This window comes from Blautia sp. An249, from assembly GCF_002159835.1.
GTDB classification, from domain to species: domain Bacteria; phylum Bacillota; class Clostridia; order Lachnospirales; family Lachnospiraceae; genus Blautia_A; species Blautia_A avistercoris.
The window spans coordinates 1-13,968 of the sequence record NZ_NFJL01000016.1; the positions used below are offsets into that span (position 1 = coordinate 1).

A 13,968-nucleotide genomic window follows, 5' to 3' on the forward strand; every position below is an offset into this window, starting at 1 on the left:
GTAAGTAGGTAATCATCCGTATCTTCAAATCCCTTCCATCATTTGATAAGATGTTCTCAAATGATGGAGGTGATACCAATAGAGATGGATGACAATAAAATCTCAAAAACTGATCTCTGGGCTGATCGAGTCCATTCTTTCCAGGAAAGCGGCTTATCCCGCAAAGACTGGTGTCAGCAGAATGAGATTCCACAGTCTACTCTGGGCTATTGGATCCGTAAGATCCAGTCAGGAGCTACTGGAACGGAACCTTTTTCTGATCCGGTGTTCGCAAAGCTCCCTTCGGAACAGGAGCAGCAGTTTAACGCCCCGGCAGGAAATCATTCTGTTACGATCTTTCTTCCGGAAAATATCCGGATTGAAGTGGGTGCCGACTGTCCTTCCAGGCTGATGACTGCTCTGCTCCAGGCTTTGAAGAACTATGCTTGATTTTTCAGGAAGCACAACGGTCTATCTGGCGTGCGGGGTTACGGATCTCCGCAAGAGTTATACCGGTTTAGCCGCGATCATCAAACTGAAATTCCACCTCGACCCGTACTCCCGCTGTATGTTCGCATTCTGCAATCGCAGACGCACATTGATCAAGATCCTCCAGTGGGATGGTTCCGGATTTTGGATCCTGATGAAACGCCTGGACCGGAATTCCTTCCATTGGCCGGACACACCGGATGAACTGCGGAAAGTGACTCTCAAAGAGATCCACTGGCTGTGCGATGGATTGTCCCTGAATCCCAGCGGCGCTTTTGAAGAACGCCACCCAAAGATCGTGGTCTGAGCCCGTTTCCTGTCAATTCGCAAAAAGCCGAAAATTCCTTGATTTTACGCAGATTTTCCTCTGCTCCTGAAAGCAGTTTCCAATAGAAACCAGCTCCTTTTTATGGTAAACTGTCCATAGAGATTTCAGAAAGATGAGGCGGCACGATGGATCCGATTTTTACAGAGGAACAACTGAACAGGATGAGCAGGGATGATATGCTTTCACTGGTAAAGATCATGCAGGGGCATTATCAGAAACAGAAAGAGGCCCTGGAAAAACAGGAAACGAGGATCCAGCTCCTGGAAGAGAAAACAAAGGAACTGGAATTCCTGAACGCCATGCTCTCGGACCGCCTTACCCTTGCCCAGAGGAAACGCTTTGGAGCGTCCAGCGAAAAATATGCGGACGGGTATACCCAGCTGGATCTTTTCAACGAGGCAGAGCAGGAAGCGGATCCCAATGCCCCGGAACCGGACCTGGAAGAGGTCCATCCGTCTTCTTACAAGAGGAAGAAACGTTCCGGCAAAAAGGAGGAAGACCTTTCCTCCTTTGAGACAACCGAAGTGATCGAGTACAAGCTGACAGGGGCAGACCGTTACTGCCCGGACTGCAATACGAAATATAAGGTTGTCACAAAGGAAACCGTAAAACGGCTGAAATTCGTTCCCGCACGGTTTGAAGTCGTGGAAGAAGTGACCTTTGTATACAGCTGCCCGAAATGCGGAGCCATGAAGCGGCCGGAAAAAACGCCGTCACTTCTGAAGGGCAGCGTGGCAACGCCATCCCTGGTGGCGGGCATCATGAATGCCAAGTATGTAAACGGGATGCCGCTTGCACGCCAGGAACGGGAATTCGCCCGGTACGACCTGGACCTTTCCACAAAGACCATGGCGAACTGGATCATCCAATGTGCGGACCGGTATCTGCAGCCACTCTACGCTCTGATGAAAGAAGAGCTGCTCCGGAGTAAATATTTACACGGAGACGAAACCCGGATCCAGGTGATCGATGAACCGGACCAGAAGGGCTCCACCCAGAACTGGATGTGGGTCTATCTCACCGATGAATACAGTAGCTCACCCCGGATGGTCCTCTTCCAATATGAAAGGACCCGCGCCGGATATCATCCGGTGGAATTCCTTGGAGACCAGTTTGAGGGATATTTCACCTGTGATGGTTACCAGGCATACCACAGTCTCCCGGAAAGGATCACTGTAACGGGATGCATGGCCCATGCGAGGCGCAGGTTTGATGAAGCCCTGACGGTACTGAAAAAGGATTTCACCAAAGAGCAGCTGAAGGAGACAACCGCATATCAGGCAATGGCACGGATCGGGATGCTCTATAAGATTGAGGAGATGATCCGTGACAAGTCACCGGAAGAACGGTATGGAGAGCGTCAAAAGCAGGCGAAACCGCTTTTAGAGGCTTTCTTTGAGTGGCTTCATACACTGGAGGATTCCGTAGACCGGTCTTCGTTGATCGGTGAAGCTGTCCTGTACACCCTGAACCAGGAAGCTTATCTGAAAAGATATCTGGAGGACGGACACTTAAGTATTGATAATCTGGCAGCGGAACGTGCACTAAAAAACTTTGCGACAGGGAGACGGAACTGGCTTTTCGCAAAGAGCATCCGTGGAGCGCAGGCCAGCGCAACTGTATACAGCATCACGGAAACAGCCATGCTGAACGGACTGAAACCCTACAATTATCTCACCTATGTGATGGAGCAGATGAAAGATCTTAGTCCATTCCCGGAAAAGGAAGCTATGCTGGAACTGCTTCCATGGTCCAACAGCCTGCCGACTGACTGCCGCAGCAAACTGAAAAAATGAGAGACTAATTTTCCCCCGGTAAATGCTGGGGGATTTTCATATTTTGTCAAGGCACGGATGATTACCTACTTACGTAATGTCAATAGCTCCAAATCTTTCTTCGACAGCTTCTTCAATCTCAACAGTAGTTGTTCGTTTTCCACCGAAGCCAACCATCCATATCGCGTTTGATCAATCTTATCAACATCCCATTGATAAGATAACGATGCAAACTTTCGGAACAGCTGTGATTGACCACATACTTCATCATATTGTTCACAAGGTATTGGTTGCGTATGGTTTTGAAAAACCCTTTGACTGCAAAACCATGCCCAGTCATATTCTTTCATGGCAGCAATCTGTTCTTCGCTCATCCCTGCATCACAATACTCAACTTCTAAACGCTTCCATCTACTATCAAACTTCTTTTTCTCATATCCATAATTAAATCCCATTATTAACCTCCTGTAGATTCAATTTGCAAAATTCACCATGCAAACTAAAATCAGGAGGAGATCGACAACGAGAATCTCTGGGTTGTTTTCCATCCCCAGAAACAAAAATGCCAGCTGATCTTAAGGACCAACTGGCATTTTTATTCGCGCACAAAGAAAACGCATTATTAAGATTTTATAAGTACAACAAGTATACCAAGCACAATTCGATACCAACCAAACACCTTAAAATCATGTTTTTTGATAAAGTTCATTAGGAATTTAATTACTAAGACAGATACCGCAAATGCCACAGCCATACCGAGAACAAGAGCGAGCAGTTCTGCACTTGTAAATTCAAACCCGAATTTTAACAGCTTAAAAGCACTTGCTCCAAGCATAGTAGGTACTGCGAGGAAAAAAGTAAACTCTGCTGCTGCCACTCGTGAAACTCCTATGAGTAAAGCACCTATAATCGTTGCTCCCGACCGTGATGTGCCGGGTATAAGTGATAACACTTGAAATGCCCCTATCAAGATTGCTGTTTTATAGCTGATGTCAGAAAGTGCCATAGTAGTAGGAGTACGCTTTTTATTCCAATTTTCTATGAGAATGAATAACAAACCATAAAAGATTAACATGATTGAAATCACAATGGGGGTTTGGAGGTAAGCATCCAAATAATCATCAAATAGAATCCCCATAATAGCTGACGGTACACAAGCTACCGCAACCTTGAACCACAACGAGAAAGTATCCTTTTTAACAATTGACTGTGCTTTGTTCTTAAATTGAAAGGGAAACATCTTGTTCCAAAACATTACAACCACTGCGAGTATAGCTCCAAGTTGAATAACAACAAAAAACATTTCTTTAAATGCTTCGCTCATATTAAGTGTGATAAATTCGTCCACAAGAATCATATGTCCTGTGCTGCTGATAGGTAGCCACTCAGTAATACCCTCAACAATTCCAAGAAAAATAACTTTTAAAATTTCTATAAAATCAAGTACCATTATTTCAAATCCTCCTTTTTAAAATGATGAAAGGTCATAAGAAAACCAACTGCTGATACAAGAATAATAATAGATACAGACAGCAGTGTAGGATAGCCGGTACTCTGAAGTTTACCCTGCACCAAGAAATAGGTGGCTGTCCACGGATACAACGCTCCCCATTCTTGATTTGAAAGTGCGGCACTTCCCATGACAATCACGGCAGAGCCAATCATCGGGGCGACAAATCCTTTTGTTTTCATAGCAACAAACACAAAAGGAGAAACTGTTAAAAACATCAGGATACTGCCAAACAAAAACTTGGGGAGCCATACTATTGCCACTAGTAAGCTATATCCCTCCAATGTAAAGACAGCGTCATATAGCCCACAAACGATAAATATACCTGCCCATGTTACAAGGGTTAGCATAACAATCCAAAGAAGCAGGGTGCAAAATTTTCCAATTAATAGTTTTGTCCTTGAAATGGGTATGGGCAATATGGTTTTGAGGGTGCTTTCTGTGTACTCTCTGCTAAACAAGTAAGCTGCAATTGCCACATATATCATAATGTTTACCAGCAGCATGATATACAGTACACTGTCGCTGTATATGTCAGACAAGGTAAAGATAATCTCCGGCTTATCAAAATGTGTTTGCAAGGCTTCTATTAACATCAAAAGTGGGGTAGATAATACCCCTGCCACACTAATTAGCACCATTTTTGAACGCTTTAGTTTTAATAATTCACAAGAAATAAGATTAAGCAATACCGCCACCTCCAATCAGTTTAGAAAAGTAGTCCTCTAAGTTTTCCTCACTATCATTTATCCTTGTCACGAGCAGTCCATTTCGTGCAAATTCTCGATTGATTTCTCCAACACTTTGGCTAAAGTCATAAATTCTCACCGTACCGTCCTGCACTGTAAAATCCGTCATGTGGTAGTGGTTTTCTAAAATCTTTCCGGCTATCTCACTGTCAGATAAATCAAATTGAATGTATTTTCGATTCCTTTTGTGAAGCTCGGATATATTCACTTCCTCTACTAAATGCCCCTCGTGCATAACGCCGATAATATCTGCTATCTGTTCAATCTCGCTTAAAACATGGCTTGAGATAAAAATGGTAATGCCATGATTGTGACTAAGTTCAGATAAAAATGAGCGTATTTCAACTATTCCAATGGGGTCAAGTCCGTTAATCGGTTCGTCAAGTATTAAAAGCTCCGGCTCGTGCATAATGGCGGCGGCAATACCAAGCCGTTGCTTCATTCCGAGGGAATAATCGGAAAAGACTTTTCTTTTCTCCTTATGCAGCCCCACAACTTCAAGAGCTTTTTCTACTCCACTTTTAGATACTCCCCCTCGCAGTTTAGCGAGAATTTGCAAATTCTCATACCCTGTTAAATTACTGTAAAATCCCGGTGTTTCGATAATAGAGCCTACTTTGCTATAAAGGGTATGGATATTTTCCTTATAGTTTGTGCCAAACAAGCGTACCGTTCCCTCCGTTGGGAAAGCAAGCTGCAACATCATTTTCATTGCTGTGGTTTTGCCTGCTCCGTTTCTGCCGAGCAAACCATAAATTTTGCCCTTTGGCACATGAAGATTTACCTTATCGACAACGGTGGCTGTTCCGTATCGCTTCGTAAGATTTTCTGTTTCAATGATATAATCCATATTTGATTCTCCTTTCCGTGGGTTGCTGTTCTTGTTTTCGCTGACCACAATCTTATTATCCACGAGTATTGCATAGAAGCCAAGAAATCTACCGTCACAATGCCGACACAATAGATGTCAGCACGAAAAAAGCTCCGACACTTATCGTGTCAGAGCCTATTTTAAAGGGTTTATGGCATTTTACTTTGTTTGGGTTTGCTTTATCCAGACAAATATTTTAGCAACAAATAGCAGAAACATAAGGGCGGTTACATAGGGTTGTCTTGCCGCAGCGAAGAAGCAGATAAAAAGCGTACTCAGCACGAGAGAGCATTTTGTGATTATGTTGCTCCATGATTCCTTTTCAAAACAAACACACATCAGTTTCGCTATCCCAAGTGCAATCAAAACAATAAAAACAATCCAATAGATTGCAAGATATATTGGGGTAGTGTCTGTAAATGAAAGTAGATTGACAGAATAAATATATCCGTCAACAAGGTTACCATACAACGGCAAAAGTATAAAAGTAACCGCCATCATATCTAATATTCCATAAATGAAACTGTAAATTTTTTTCAAGTTGGAACGATTTTCAGTTTCGGCAAGTGTAATCAGTTCTTCGCCCGATAGCAGTTCATCTATGGTCACAGAAAAGAATTTAGAAATACACTTGAGCGACTCAATGTTAGGGTAACCCTTGCCGCTTTCCCATTTTGAAATGGCTGTTCTTGATACATATAATTGCTCCGCAAGTTGTTCCTGCGTTAAGTTCTTTCCAGTCCTAAGCTGTTGTAGCTTTTCATTAAATTCCATGATTCTCCTCCTGTTTGTTCCTTGTTTTCATACGTCCATCAACGGGTTTTTCTGCATCTTTTGGTATCATCCATGCACGACCAAATTTTTCAGTTCCGTCAATGCGATTTTCCTCACATAATTTTTGTATCCGTCTTTCCGATATGCCCCATTTTTCAGAAGCGGCTTTCACAGAAATGTAATTCATAATATCAACTTCCTTTCGCAAAGAGTATATAATTATTATATACGGAATGACGAATAATAGCAAGTTTCTCTCCACTAATACGAAATTATACACTACTAAACATAAAATCATACTTCGTTCAAATATCATCACCCGAAATGTACAATGATATAGGATGATATTAAAATGTACCAAGATGAAAGAAAACTTGATTTTAAGCCGTTAGGTATAGCGATAAAAAAAGCTCGGGAAGCAAAAGGGTGGACACAGGAATATCTTGCCCAACTGGTAGACCTTACGCCACGCTCTATTATGTATATAGAGAACAGGGGGCAGCACCCAAGGCTTAACAAATTTTATCTCATTACTACCTTGCTTGACATCTCTGTAGACCAGTTCTTTTTTCCATGCAATGAAGATGGCGACAACAATCGCCGCAAACAAGTTGATGTACTGTTGAATGATATGGAAGAAAAGGAGCTTATCGTGATGGAAGCTACGGCTCAAGGCTTGAAAAAGGCAAGAGAAACTGCGGAATAATTAACGCTGTTTTCGTAAGCCAAGCCAACTGAAAAAAGTGCGACACCTACACAGGCTATCGCACTTTTTAGGTTATTTTTTTATTCTCCACACAAATCATAAAGCTGTTCACATCGGTTTTGAATATCTAAGATTTCTGTTTCGGTTAAACTCCTGCGGTTATGAGTAAGTTGTTGCTCTAAAAAATCACGATAGCCATCAAGTAAGGCATCCCGTAAAAGCTCGGGGGCTTTGCAATGTTCCACACCAAACCATTGCTCATCTTTTTCATCCCAAATCATAACGGTGTATCCTCGCTTAGTGTTCACCACCTCCAAAACACTATCTTTATTTAGGTAATCGTTGAATACTTCTAAAACCTTTTCAAAGGTCATCATTTTATCAGCCCTTTCATATTTTAGGTGCTTATATGTAAGTAGTTTATATACTTATTACGACTATGATAATAAAAGTAAATCATCGTGTAAAGGATACGGATATTGTTTGCGAACAAAAGTGGCAAGCAATGCCGGTGTTAATACACTCGGCCCACAGAGGGAAAAATCCTGACGTGATTTCCCCCTCTGCTTTGCTTGTTGAGGGCAGCGCCCCCAAGCCCCTTTGAACGCAGAATTTCATTCTGCGGCTACGCGTCCGATGGACGCTTATGACCATGACCGGCTTACCGCTGGCCGTGGTCTTTTTCTTGTTCTTTTTTCTGTTCCTCATCCATTTTCAGCAGCCGATCCACATTGGCCTTTGCCGTCAAAAGTTCCCGCATTTCCTCACGGGAACGCCGGTACTCGGCGTAGGTTTTCTTCTTTTCCTCCAGCAGTTTGGCATACTCAGATTGCAGGTCTTTGACCTTGGGCAGCTTCTTCACTCCCATCTCATCAAAGGCATTTTTTGCCGCCTGATGGAGCAGAATTTCTTGCTCATGTTCCTCCCGAAATTTTCGGGAATAACCGGCCTTGCGATAGGCAACATAGGTCTCGCGGGTCTTGGCATAATTAACGATATGGGTACGCAGGACGGCGATCTCTGCCATGCGTTTCTCCGTCGCCTTAATCTGCGCTGACAGCTCATTGTGATGGGCGGTAGCCGCCACCGCTTTTTCTTCCAGCTCTGTATAGTCCAGTAGGTGATGTTCGGTAAGAAAATTCACGGTCTGCGCCATCTGTTTTAAGTTAAAAACCTTGGCCCAGCGTGCATATCCAGCACCTTTCCCGGCCTGCAATTTTGCCTGAATATCCACCAGCAAATTGACCTTGGGTGGCTCCGGCTGCACGGTGGATTTCTTGCGGGGCGTGTGCTGCTTTTCTCCAGCCAGCACCGCACGGATTTCTGTTTCGCTGTACCCGGCTCCCAGCTTGTCATCCATACGGGCTACATTCTTCCAGCCGGGAGCTTTAAGGCGGATTGCTTTCCCGCGCCGAGATACCTCGCAGCCCATCTCGGAAAGCAGTTGCAGAAGTGTGTCAAAGTCTGCTGGCTTTTGCTCCAGCGCCCGGTCAATCATCACCCGTAGCTGTTCCCGATGGGAGGGCTTGGCTTGTTCGCCCAGCCACTTGTTATAGCTTTTTCCGTGGGGCTTGGGGTTCTCCACAATGGATAGTCCGTTCTCGATACAAATGGTGTCACTTAAACGTCGAACAGCTCTGGTGCTTCCCCAAAAGTTACGGAACTTCCGGTCACAATCCATATTGACCGCCGACCAGATGATGTGATTATGAATATGCGATTTGTCGATGTGGGTGCAGACCACAAAGGAATGATTGCCTTTGGTGAACCGCCTGGCAAATTCTATGCCCAGCCGGTTGGCTTCCTCCGGTGTGATCTCTCCGGGCCTGAACGACTGGCGCACATGGTAGGCGATCACATCATCTGTACCGCGCACTCGTCCGGTGGCGGCAATATACTGCCGCTTTGCCAACAGAAACTCTGCATCAGCAGTGCGGCTGTCACATCCATAGCTGGTAATCAATTTTCCGTTGTCGGTCTTTTGGGGATTTGCCACATAGTCAATAATATCGCTGATGGCACGGCTCTCAGTCCGACCCTTGCCGATATGCAGCGGCATGATGCGTGTGGTTGCCATAAGGGAGACCTCCTTTCCAAAAAAGAAACGGCCTGCATGGTGCAGACCGCTTTTGTTATTCTATTAAATCGTCCTCATCGAGAAAATCAAAATTGTCCTCGATGTCCTCTAACCGCTTCGGAGGAAACCTCATCTCGTATTGTTCTTTTGCCAGCGCACGAACTTCCCGGCGCTTATCTTTCATTCGGTTCTTCAGCCAGGAAATCTGCTCCTTTGATAATCTCCATGGGAGATTCAGCAAGCGGTTTATTGTCATTTGCTCCGCTTGCTTCTCCGGCGGCAAAGAAGCACAGGATTTACAGACGTGCGCCGCATGACCTTTGCCGGAAAATTTTTCATTAGCCTTATATTCTCCGCAGACTTTACAATAATGGCCGTGCTTCTTCATAGGCTCGATTCCTTTTCACTGAGAGCGTATAAACTGCGCACCGCCCCCATGATGATGTTCCACTCCAGATCTGCCGCATAGGAAAATTTTTTGCGGTACGATTCCCAAAGTTTCTGCATAACCGAGCTGTTCTCCACTTCCTCAAAAACTTCGGCAGCTTCTGCAAGATGTCGTTCTGTCCCGCGTTTGTGAGCAGTGGCCCGCAGCGCATCATGGAGAATCTGAGGGTCCAATGTATTCCCATGCAGCTGTTCCAGAATATAAATGTCATAGAAATCTCTCATGCGGGTGTTGGTGGTAGTTCTGGTAATGATCGTTTCCAGCTTTTCGGCCAGAACCGTTTCCAGATTGTACGCCCAAATATCAATGGAGCGATCTTCCAGCATCAGCTTGAAAGAGTAGCGGATCTCCCTGGGGGTAATGGCATCCCCTGTGGAAATGTCAATCTTCAAAGGCGTCACCACACCGTCAAAGGTTGTAGTCATATTTACGCGAATCCCCGGATATTCCGCCTCATCCATAATCTCCGAAATACTTTTCAGCTGGAATTTGACGCCATCATCAAGCGGGACACTCACAATAGCGGAAATCAAATTCTCTATGTCCTCCACATTGACATTGGCTCCTTTTACAGTAGCGTCCAAATCCATCGTGGAACGGGCATCCAGACCAACCATAGCCGCTACCAGCATACCGCCTTTCAGAATAAATTTGTCACGATATTCAGAAAGGGAGATACGCTCCAGAAAACGCTCCATCATGTAGTTCCGCATCAAGAGCTGGGCGTCCGCAGATTTTTTTCTGGAAAGATTGCGGATCAGATCCTTCAACTGCCTTGCTGTTTTTATCATAAAAGCACCTCCAAATACTGCCGCAGAATTTTTTCTACCCGGAACATACCGGCATACCGCATCAATGTCCGCAGGTCTTTGTCTTTTCTTCTGGCATACATCTTTAATGCCCCTTGAAAAGTCTGCATCTCCATGTTGTTCCTGCTGCGGAGCAGGTCGCAGATGGTGCGCTCCAGGTCATAGACAGGAACTGTATGCCCAAATGGTGTCTGAGCCGTTGTCAGGCCCACCCCATGCAGTTCCGCCTTAATGGTGAATACCTGTACGCCCTCTGCTTTCAGCTTGGAGGGATTATATCCGGTCTTGACTGTGACCGTATATTCCAGCGGCTCGCGGTCTGTCAGATCGTGAAAAAATAAAGCTGTCTCATGGGAAAACACTGCCTGTTCGACCCGCAGATGAAGTAAGTACATGGCATCGACCCAGGCATCCTTGGAAAGATAAATTCCATGCGCGACCCGCTCCAATTCCCGTGAGTGCACATAATCATAAAAAACAGGCTTAGAAATACCAGCAGATACTACTTGAGCTGTTCGCAGCATCCCATCCTGTGTTTCCAGCAGCTGATCCAGCTGTTCAAATTGTCCCACCGTACCACTTCCTTTCACACTAATATTATAAGCAATATTAGTTCAAAAGTAAAGTGATGAAAATTCGGCATAATTTTACCGACAGCTTAACGTTCAACAGTTTTGGAAATATGAAGTGGCAGCAAAATAGACAACCTCAGCTGCCCATTTCATCACGATATGAAATAATCTGCTTCTTTTTCTGTTTGGCACACCGTAACGTTGTGGCTGCTCCGCCCCAATCATGGAGAACATAGGCCACCACTACATCGGCGGACTCTACCATCCAGCGATTTCTATGAGAAATCGAAAAACGGCGCGGTACGTTTTCCAGCGGTGGATACACGGTACTGTCATAGCCAGAAACATCCCGGCCAGTGTTCAAATATGCCAATACAAGAACCAGCTCGATTTGCGGATACTTTTTCTTTTGTTCCCGTAAAATAGACGCTGCTAAACTGTCGAACTCTCCATATCCTCCAAGATAAAAAGTTGTTGCTCCTTGCTCAATTAGGTCTTGTGTTACATTGCGAAGCCAATTCGCAATATTGTCTGCCTTTGTGATTTGCGAATGGCCACAAAAAGTTACGTTCATACGATGGCACCCCTATTACCATCATACTGCAAATAGCTCTATTAGTACAGGTACAGGGACCAATTTTAGCAAAACTGCCCATATACTAAATATAGTACAGTCACAGGGGCGGTGTATAGAATGAAGCTAAACGAGGCGGTAAGCAAACGTCTGTTAGAATTACTAGATGAAAGAAAAATGACACAATATCAACTGTATATGAAAAGCGGTGTTCCCAAGTCTACGATTGGAAATGTCATCAACTGCTCGTATGATTCGGTTAAGCTACGGATCATTCATGAGATGTGCCAAGGAATGGGGATTGGGATAGATACCTTTTTTGCATCGCCGCTTTTTCAAGAAGATAACCTAGAACCATAAAACCTCCGACGAAATTCGTCGGAGGTTTTCATATTATCCATAAACCAAATCTTGAATGATAAACTTCAAGTCCTGTACCTTGCCCAGTAGCCAGATTGCAGCCATTGGCAAACCATAGGGACTAATGAGAAATGCTATCACCAGCAGGATAATGCCGTTTTGCAAGGAGTAAGTAATCAGAACTGCCACACCCAGCAGGGCAACCACCATGCTGATAAGCCCCAGCACCAAACCGGAGACATAGACAATCCCCACACAAATCCAGACGAACAGGGTCAGCGACAGAATCACCGGAGCCATTAAAATCTTCAACGGCAGTTTCAGAATGAACCAGATCGCCCTCATTTTTCTTCCTCCTTCCATCGTTCCCGAAAGCTCTGACAGAGAATTTCTGCCTGTCTTTCATCTTCTTCCGTCACTTCTCGGCATCCTTTGGTTAGCCGCAGTTCCTCATAGCTGCGATAATCAGATAACAGCACCTCGAATAGTTCGTCCGGTGTCCGGCTGAGAAGTCCATCCACACAGTAGCGGGAATCTCCATTCCATGTGACGCGGAGATAACCTTCTCGACAAGGGAGGACTTCTTCCTCTAGATCACAGTCCAAATACTCACGAAAAATCTCCAACACCTTCTCAAAGGTTTTCATCTATTCTCAACTCCTTTGCGGCAATCTGTTTTCTACCCATATTATCCTTCCAACATTTCAAAAAGACAAGGATATGGGCAAAAGAAAAAACGGAGGAAGGCGCGGCGAAAAGAACGCCGTTCCTCCCTCCGCAGTTGGGGCATATATCCCTGTTACGAAAGCCTGGAAAGCTGGGTTAGGATTTCTTTCACGCCCTCCCATAACTGCTCCTGCCGTTGGGCTATATCCTCCAGGTCAGCATCATAAATCCGCCCCGTTTCATGTACCCGTCGGGTGAGCTGGTTCAGGTTATTGCTGCTTCGGCGCAACAGGGATACCAGTTCCTTCAGCTCCGGCAAGTCCAGCTGTACCACATAGCCGTCCACAGCCATCTTCCGCAGATAGGCGCTCAGGTTTTTTGTTCCGAACTGTGCCATTTTCTGCTGGATCGCTTCCATCTCCGCATCGGAAACCCAAAACAGGACCGGCACATCCCGTTTACGCTTTTTGGCGCTCATCGTTCCGGCTCCTGTTTCTTCGATAAAGCAGGCTTGTGGGTGGTAGGCTCCTGTTTGAGCTTTTGCAAGACAGAGCCTTTCTCCGGTTCCTGAAGCGTTTTTCGTGCCTGCCGTGTAAACAGATCGGTCAGACCAAGATTGACCTCATCCACAACCAGATAAGCACAGTGGCGCGAAGTGCCGCTGTCCTCCGGCATGGGAATGGTCTTTGCCCAGGCTTTGTTGTCACGGGAAACGCGACCGTCGCTGTCCTTATGCTGGATGGTGTTGGCAAGGATGAACTGTACTCGTTCCGACCCGAACTTTTCCAGCACCGCCTTAACCGCAGACTCCGTATCCAGTCGGTTATCCGCATAGTGGGCGCTGATGGCGTGTTCAATGGCCTCTTTACAGTCAAAGTTTGCCTGATAAGAGCGGTTATATTGTGCCATCTCCCCATGCTGGGACGCATAGGCGGCAGAATGGAGATAGAGAGGGATGGACCGCTGTTCTTCCAAAACCTTACACACATCATCCGCTCGGTTTTCAATGCTGTCCCGGATCACATCCATGTAGCCGGTCTCCAGCTTCTCAAAGTGACGGTACACATCGGCCAGCGGTGTAGGCGAATCCAAAAGCGCCTGGGCCTGGGCATCGGTCAGCTCCAAGTCCTCCATCGCCATCACAATGTCCTCCCGGACGGTGTACTCATAGGTATGGTGCAGGATTTCCTCCGGGGGCTGGCTTTTCAGCCAGTCCCGGTATTTGTCCTGTTCAGCGGCCATCTTCTCATAAAGGGCCGTATTCAGATCGTTGGTATTCAT

Annotated in this window: 21 protein-coding genes; 5 read left to right on the forward strand and 16 right to left on the reverse strand. The window is 45.5% G+C overall.

What is annotated here, in order from left to right:
- The first annotated feature begins 84 nt into the window (after positions 1-84).
- The 3 genes from tnpA to tnpC all read left to right on the forward strand — a co-directional run bounded on the left by tnpA (position 85) and on the right by tnpC (position 2,592).
- Positions 85-429, forward strand: a complete 345-nt coding sequence (gene tnpA / locus B5F53_RS14000) for an IS66 family insertion sequence element accessory protein TnpA (protein ID WP_242970331.1) — start codon at positions 85-87, stop codon at positions 427-429.
- Positions 422-775, forward strand: coding sequence for an IS66 family insertion sequence element accessory protein TnpB (gene tnpB / locus B5F53_RS14005; protein WP_087163148.1), 354 nt, complete (start codon positions 422-424; stop codon positions 773-775). Before tnpA ends, tnpB begins: the two co-directional genes overlap by 8 nt.
- A gap of 146 nt (positions 776-921) precedes the next feature.
- Positions 922-2,592, forward strand: a complete 1,671-nt coding sequence (gene tnpC, locus B5F53_RS14010) for an IS66 family transposase (RefSeq protein ID WP_087224471.1) — start codon at positions 922-924, stop codon at positions 2,590-2,592.
- 65 nt (positions 2,593-2,657) lie between these two features.
- Here tnpC and B5F53_RS14015 read toward each other — a convergent pair whose 3' ends face one another.
- From B5F53_RS14015 to B5F53_RS20720, 6 genes are all read right to left on the reverse strand, one after another.
- Positions 2,658-3,026: an RNA polymerase subunit sigma-70 gene (locus B5F53_RS14015; RefSeq protein WP_242970332.1), complete on the reverse strand. Its 369-nt coding sequence runs from the start codon at positions 3,024-3,026 to the stop codon at positions 2,658-2,660.
- Between the two features lie 167 nt (positions 3,027-3,193).
- The gene (bcrD, locus tag B5F53_RS14020) at positions 3,194-4,021 is read right to left on the reverse strand and encodes a bacitracin resistance undecaprenyl-diphosphatase BcrD (protein WP_002576322.1); all 828 of its coding nucleotides are present in this window, start codon (positions 4,019-4,021) and stop codon (positions 3,194-3,196) included.
- Positions 4,021-4,770, reverse strand: a complete 750-nt coding sequence (locus tag B5F53_RS14025) for an ABC transporter permease (RefSeq protein ID WP_002576323.1) — start codon at positions 4,768-4,770, stop codon at positions 4,021-4,023. The genes bcrD and B5F53_RS14025 overlap by 1 nt, the downstream gene beginning before the upstream one ends.
- Positions 4,763-5,680 carry a bacitracin ABC transporter ATP-binding protein BcrA gene (bcrA, locus tag B5F53_RS14030; protein ID WP_002576324.1) on the reverse strand — a complete coding sequence of 306 codons (918 nt, stop codon included), beginning with the start codon at positions 5,678-5,680 and terminating at the stop codon, positions 4,763-4,765. Before bcrA ends, B5F53_RS14025 begins: the two co-directional genes overlap by 8 nt.
- 180 nt (positions 5,681-5,860) lie before the next feature.
- Positions 5,861-6,475, reverse strand: a complete 615-nt coding sequence (bcrR, locus tag B5F53_RS14035; RefSeq protein WP_002576325.1) for a bacitracin resistance transcriptional activator BcrR — start codon at positions 6,473-6,475, stop codon at positions 5,861-5,863.
- Positions 6,465-6,662: a helix-turn-helix domain-containing protein gene (locus tag B5F53_RS20720; RefSeq protein WP_009246557.1), complete on the reverse strand. Its 198-nt coding sequence runs from the start codon at positions 6,660-6,662 to the stop codon at positions 6,465-6,467. Before B5F53_RS20720 ends, bcrR begins: the two co-directional genes overlap by 11 nt.
- A gap of 165 nt (positions 6,663-6,827) precedes the next feature.
- On the opposite strand from B5F53_RS20720, the gene B5F53_RS14045 reads away from it, so the two are divergent.
- Positions 6,828-7,181, forward strand: coding sequence for a helix-turn-helix domain-containing protein (locus B5F53_RS14045; RefSeq protein WP_002576326.1), 354 nt, complete (start codon positions 6,828-6,830; stop codon positions 7,179-7,181).
- An 80-nt stretch (positions 7,182-7,261) separates the two neighbouring features.
- Here the strand turns inward: B5F53_RS14045 and B5F53_RS14050 are convergent, their stop codons facing one another.
- The 6 genes from B5F53_RS14050 to B5F53_RS14080 all read right to left on the reverse strand — a co-directional run bounded on the left by B5F53_RS14050 (position 7,262) and on the right by B5F53_RS14080 (position 11,661).
- Positions 7,262-7,558: a hypothetical protein gene (locus B5F53_RS14050; RefSeq protein WP_002576327.1), complete on the reverse strand. Its 297-nt coding sequence runs from the start codon at positions 7,556-7,558 to the stop codon at positions 7,262-7,264.
- 284 nt (positions 7,559-7,842) lie between these two features.
- On the reverse strand, positions 7,843-9,258 hold the full coding sequence (locus B5F53_RS14060) for a relaxase/mobilization nuclease domain-containing protein (RefSeq protein WP_002578499.1): 1,416 nt from the start codon (positions 9,256-9,258) through the stop codon (positions 7,843-7,845).
- Between the two features lie 55 nt (positions 9,259-9,313).
- Complete coding sequence (locus tag B5F53_RS14065) at positions 9,314-9,646, reverse strand: hypothetical protein (protein ID WP_002578498.1); 333 nt, start codon at positions 9,644-9,646, stop codon at positions 9,314-9,316.
- The gene (locus B5F53_RS14070; RefSeq protein WP_002578497.1) at positions 9,643-10,497 is read right to left on the reverse strand and encodes a nucleotidyl transferase AbiEii/AbiGii toxin family protein; all 855 of its coding nucleotides are present in this window, start codon (positions 10,495-10,497) and stop codon (positions 9,643-9,645) included. The genes B5F53_RS14065 and B5F53_RS14070 overlap by 4 nt, the downstream gene beginning before the upstream one ends.
- A complete protein-coding gene (locus tag B5F53_RS14075) occupies positions 10,494-11,087 on the reverse strand; it encodes a type IV toxin-antitoxin system AbiEi family antitoxin domain-containing protein (protein ID WP_002578496.1) in 594 nt (197 codons plus the stop codon). Before B5F53_RS14075 ends, B5F53_RS14070 begins: the two co-directional genes overlap by 4 nt.
- 136 nt (positions 11,088-11,223) lie before the next feature.
- Positions 11,224-11,661, reverse strand: a complete 438-nt coding sequence (locus B5F53_RS14080; RefSeq protein WP_002578495.1) for a hypothetical protein — start codon at positions 11,659-11,661, stop codon at positions 11,224-11,226.
- A gap of 120 nt (positions 11,662-11,781) precedes the next feature.
- Here B5F53_RS14080 and B5F53_RS14085 point away from each other — a divergent pair, with 120 nt between their 5' ends.
- Complete coding sequence (locus B5F53_RS14085; RefSeq protein WP_002578494.1) at positions 11,782-12,021, forward strand: helix-turn-helix domain-containing protein; 240 nt, start codon at positions 11,782-11,784, stop codon at positions 12,019-12,021.
- A 33-nt stretch (positions 12,022-12,054) separates the two neighbouring features.
- On the opposite strand, the gene B5F53_RS14090 is transcribed toward B5F53_RS14085, so the two are convergent.
- From B5F53_RS14090 to B5F53_RS14110, 4 genes are all read right to left on the reverse strand, one after another.
- Positions 12,055-12,366 (reverse strand): CD1845 family protein, encoded by a 312-nt coding sequence (locus tag B5F53_RS14090; RefSeq protein WP_002578493.1) that lies wholly within the window; start codon positions 12,364-12,366, stop codon positions 12,055-12,057.
- Entirely contained in the window at positions 12,363-12,668 is a 306-nt protein-coding gene (locus B5F53_RS14095; RefSeq protein ID WP_002578492.1) for a hypothetical protein, read from the reverse strand. Before B5F53_RS14095 ends, B5F53_RS14090 begins: the two co-directional genes overlap by 4 nt.
- Before the next feature lie 152 nt (positions 12,669-12,820).
- The gene (locus tag B5F53_RS14105) at positions 12,821-13,165 is read right to left on the reverse strand and encodes a plasmid mobilization protein (RefSeq protein WP_002578491.1); all 345 of its coding nucleotides are present in this window, start codon (positions 13,163-13,165) and stop codon (positions 12,821-12,823) included.
- Positions 13,162-13,968: a DUF3848 domain-containing protein gene (locus B5F53_RS14110; protein ID WP_002578490.1), complete on the reverse strand. Its 807-nt coding sequence runs from the start codon at positions 13,966-13,968 to the stop codon at positions 13,162-13,164. Before B5F53_RS14110 ends, B5F53_RS14105 begins: the two co-directional genes overlap by 4 nt.

Excerpts from the sequence above, each read along its gene's own strand:
- B5F53_RS14015 (WP_242970332.1), bottom strand. The coding sequence starts at position 3,026 with ATGGGATTTAATTATGGATATGAGAAAAAGAAGTTTGATAGTAGATGG.
- B5F53_RS14095 (WP_002578492.1), bottom strand. The coding sequence starts at position 12,668 with ATGAAAACCTTTGAGAAGGTGTTGGAGATTTTTCGTGAGTATTTGGAC.
- B5F53_RS14105 (WP_002578491.1), bottom strand. The coding sequence starts at position 13,165 with ATGAGCGCCAAAAAGCGTAAACGGGATGTGCCGGTCCTGTTTTGGGTT.
- B5F53_RS14060 (WP_002578499.1), bottom strand. The coding sequence starts at position 9,258 with ATGGCAACCACACGCATCATGCCGCTGCATATCGGCAAGGGTCGGACT.
- bcrD (WP_002576322.1), bottom strand. The coding sequence starts at position 4,021 with ATGGTACTTGATTTTATAGAAATTTTAAAAGTTATTTTTCTTGGAATT.
- B5F53_RS14050 (WP_002576327.1), bottom strand. The coding sequence starts at position 7,558 with ATGATGACCTTTGAAAAGGTTTTAGAAGTATTCAACGATTACCTAAAT.
- B5F53_RS14110 (WP_002578490.1), bottom strand. The coding sequence starts at position 13,968 with ATGAATACCAACGATCTGAATACGGCCCTTTATGAGAAGATGGCCGCT.
- B5F53_RS14090 (WP_002578493.1), bottom strand. The coding sequence starts at position 12,366 with ATGAGGGCGATCTGGTTCATTCTGAAACTGCCGTTGAAGATTTTAATG.
- tnpB (WP_087163148.1), top strand. The coding sequence starts at position 422 with ATGCTTGATTTTTCAGGAAGCACAACGGTCTATCTGGCGTGCGGGGTT.
- bcrA (WP_002576324.1), bottom strand. The coding sequence starts at position 5,680 with ATGGATTATATCATTGAAACAGAAAATCTTACGAAGCGATACGGAACA.
- tnpC (WP_087224471.1), top strand. The coding sequence starts at position 922 with ATGGATCCGATTTTTACAGAGGAACAACTGAACAGGATGAGCAGGGAT.
- B5F53_RS14085 (WP_002578494.1), top strand. The coding sequence starts at position 11,782 with ATGAAGCTAAACGAGGCGGTAAGCAAACGTCTGTTAGAATTACTAGAT.
- B5F53_RS14065 (WP_002578498.1), bottom strand. The coding sequence starts at position 9,646 with ATGAAGAAGCACGGCCATTATTGTAAAGTCTGCGGAGAATATAAGGCT.
- tnpA (WP_242970331.1), top strand. The coding sequence starts at position 85 with ATGGATGACAATAAAATCTCAAAAACTGATCTCTGGGCTGATCGAGTC.
- B5F53_RS14045 (WP_002576326.1), top strand. The coding sequence starts at position 6,828 with ATGTACCAAGATGAAAGAAAACTTGATTTTAAGCCGTTAGGTATAGCG.
- B5F53_RS20720 (WP_009246557.1), bottom strand. The coding sequence starts at position 6,662 with ATGAATTACATTTCTGTGAAAGCCGCTTCTGAAAAATGGGGCATATCG.
- B5F53_RS14080 (WP_002578495.1), bottom strand. The coding sequence starts at position 11,661 with ATGAACGTAACTTTTTGTGGCCATTCGCAAATCACAAAGGCAGACAAT.
- bcrR (WP_002576325.1), bottom strand. The coding sequence starts at position 6,475 with ATGGAATTTAATGAAAAGCTACAACAGCTTAGGACTGGAAAGAACTTA.
- B5F53_RS14070 (WP_002578497.1), bottom strand. The coding sequence starts at position 10,497 with ATGATAAAAACAGCAAGGCAGTTGAAGGATCTGATCCGCAATCTTTCC.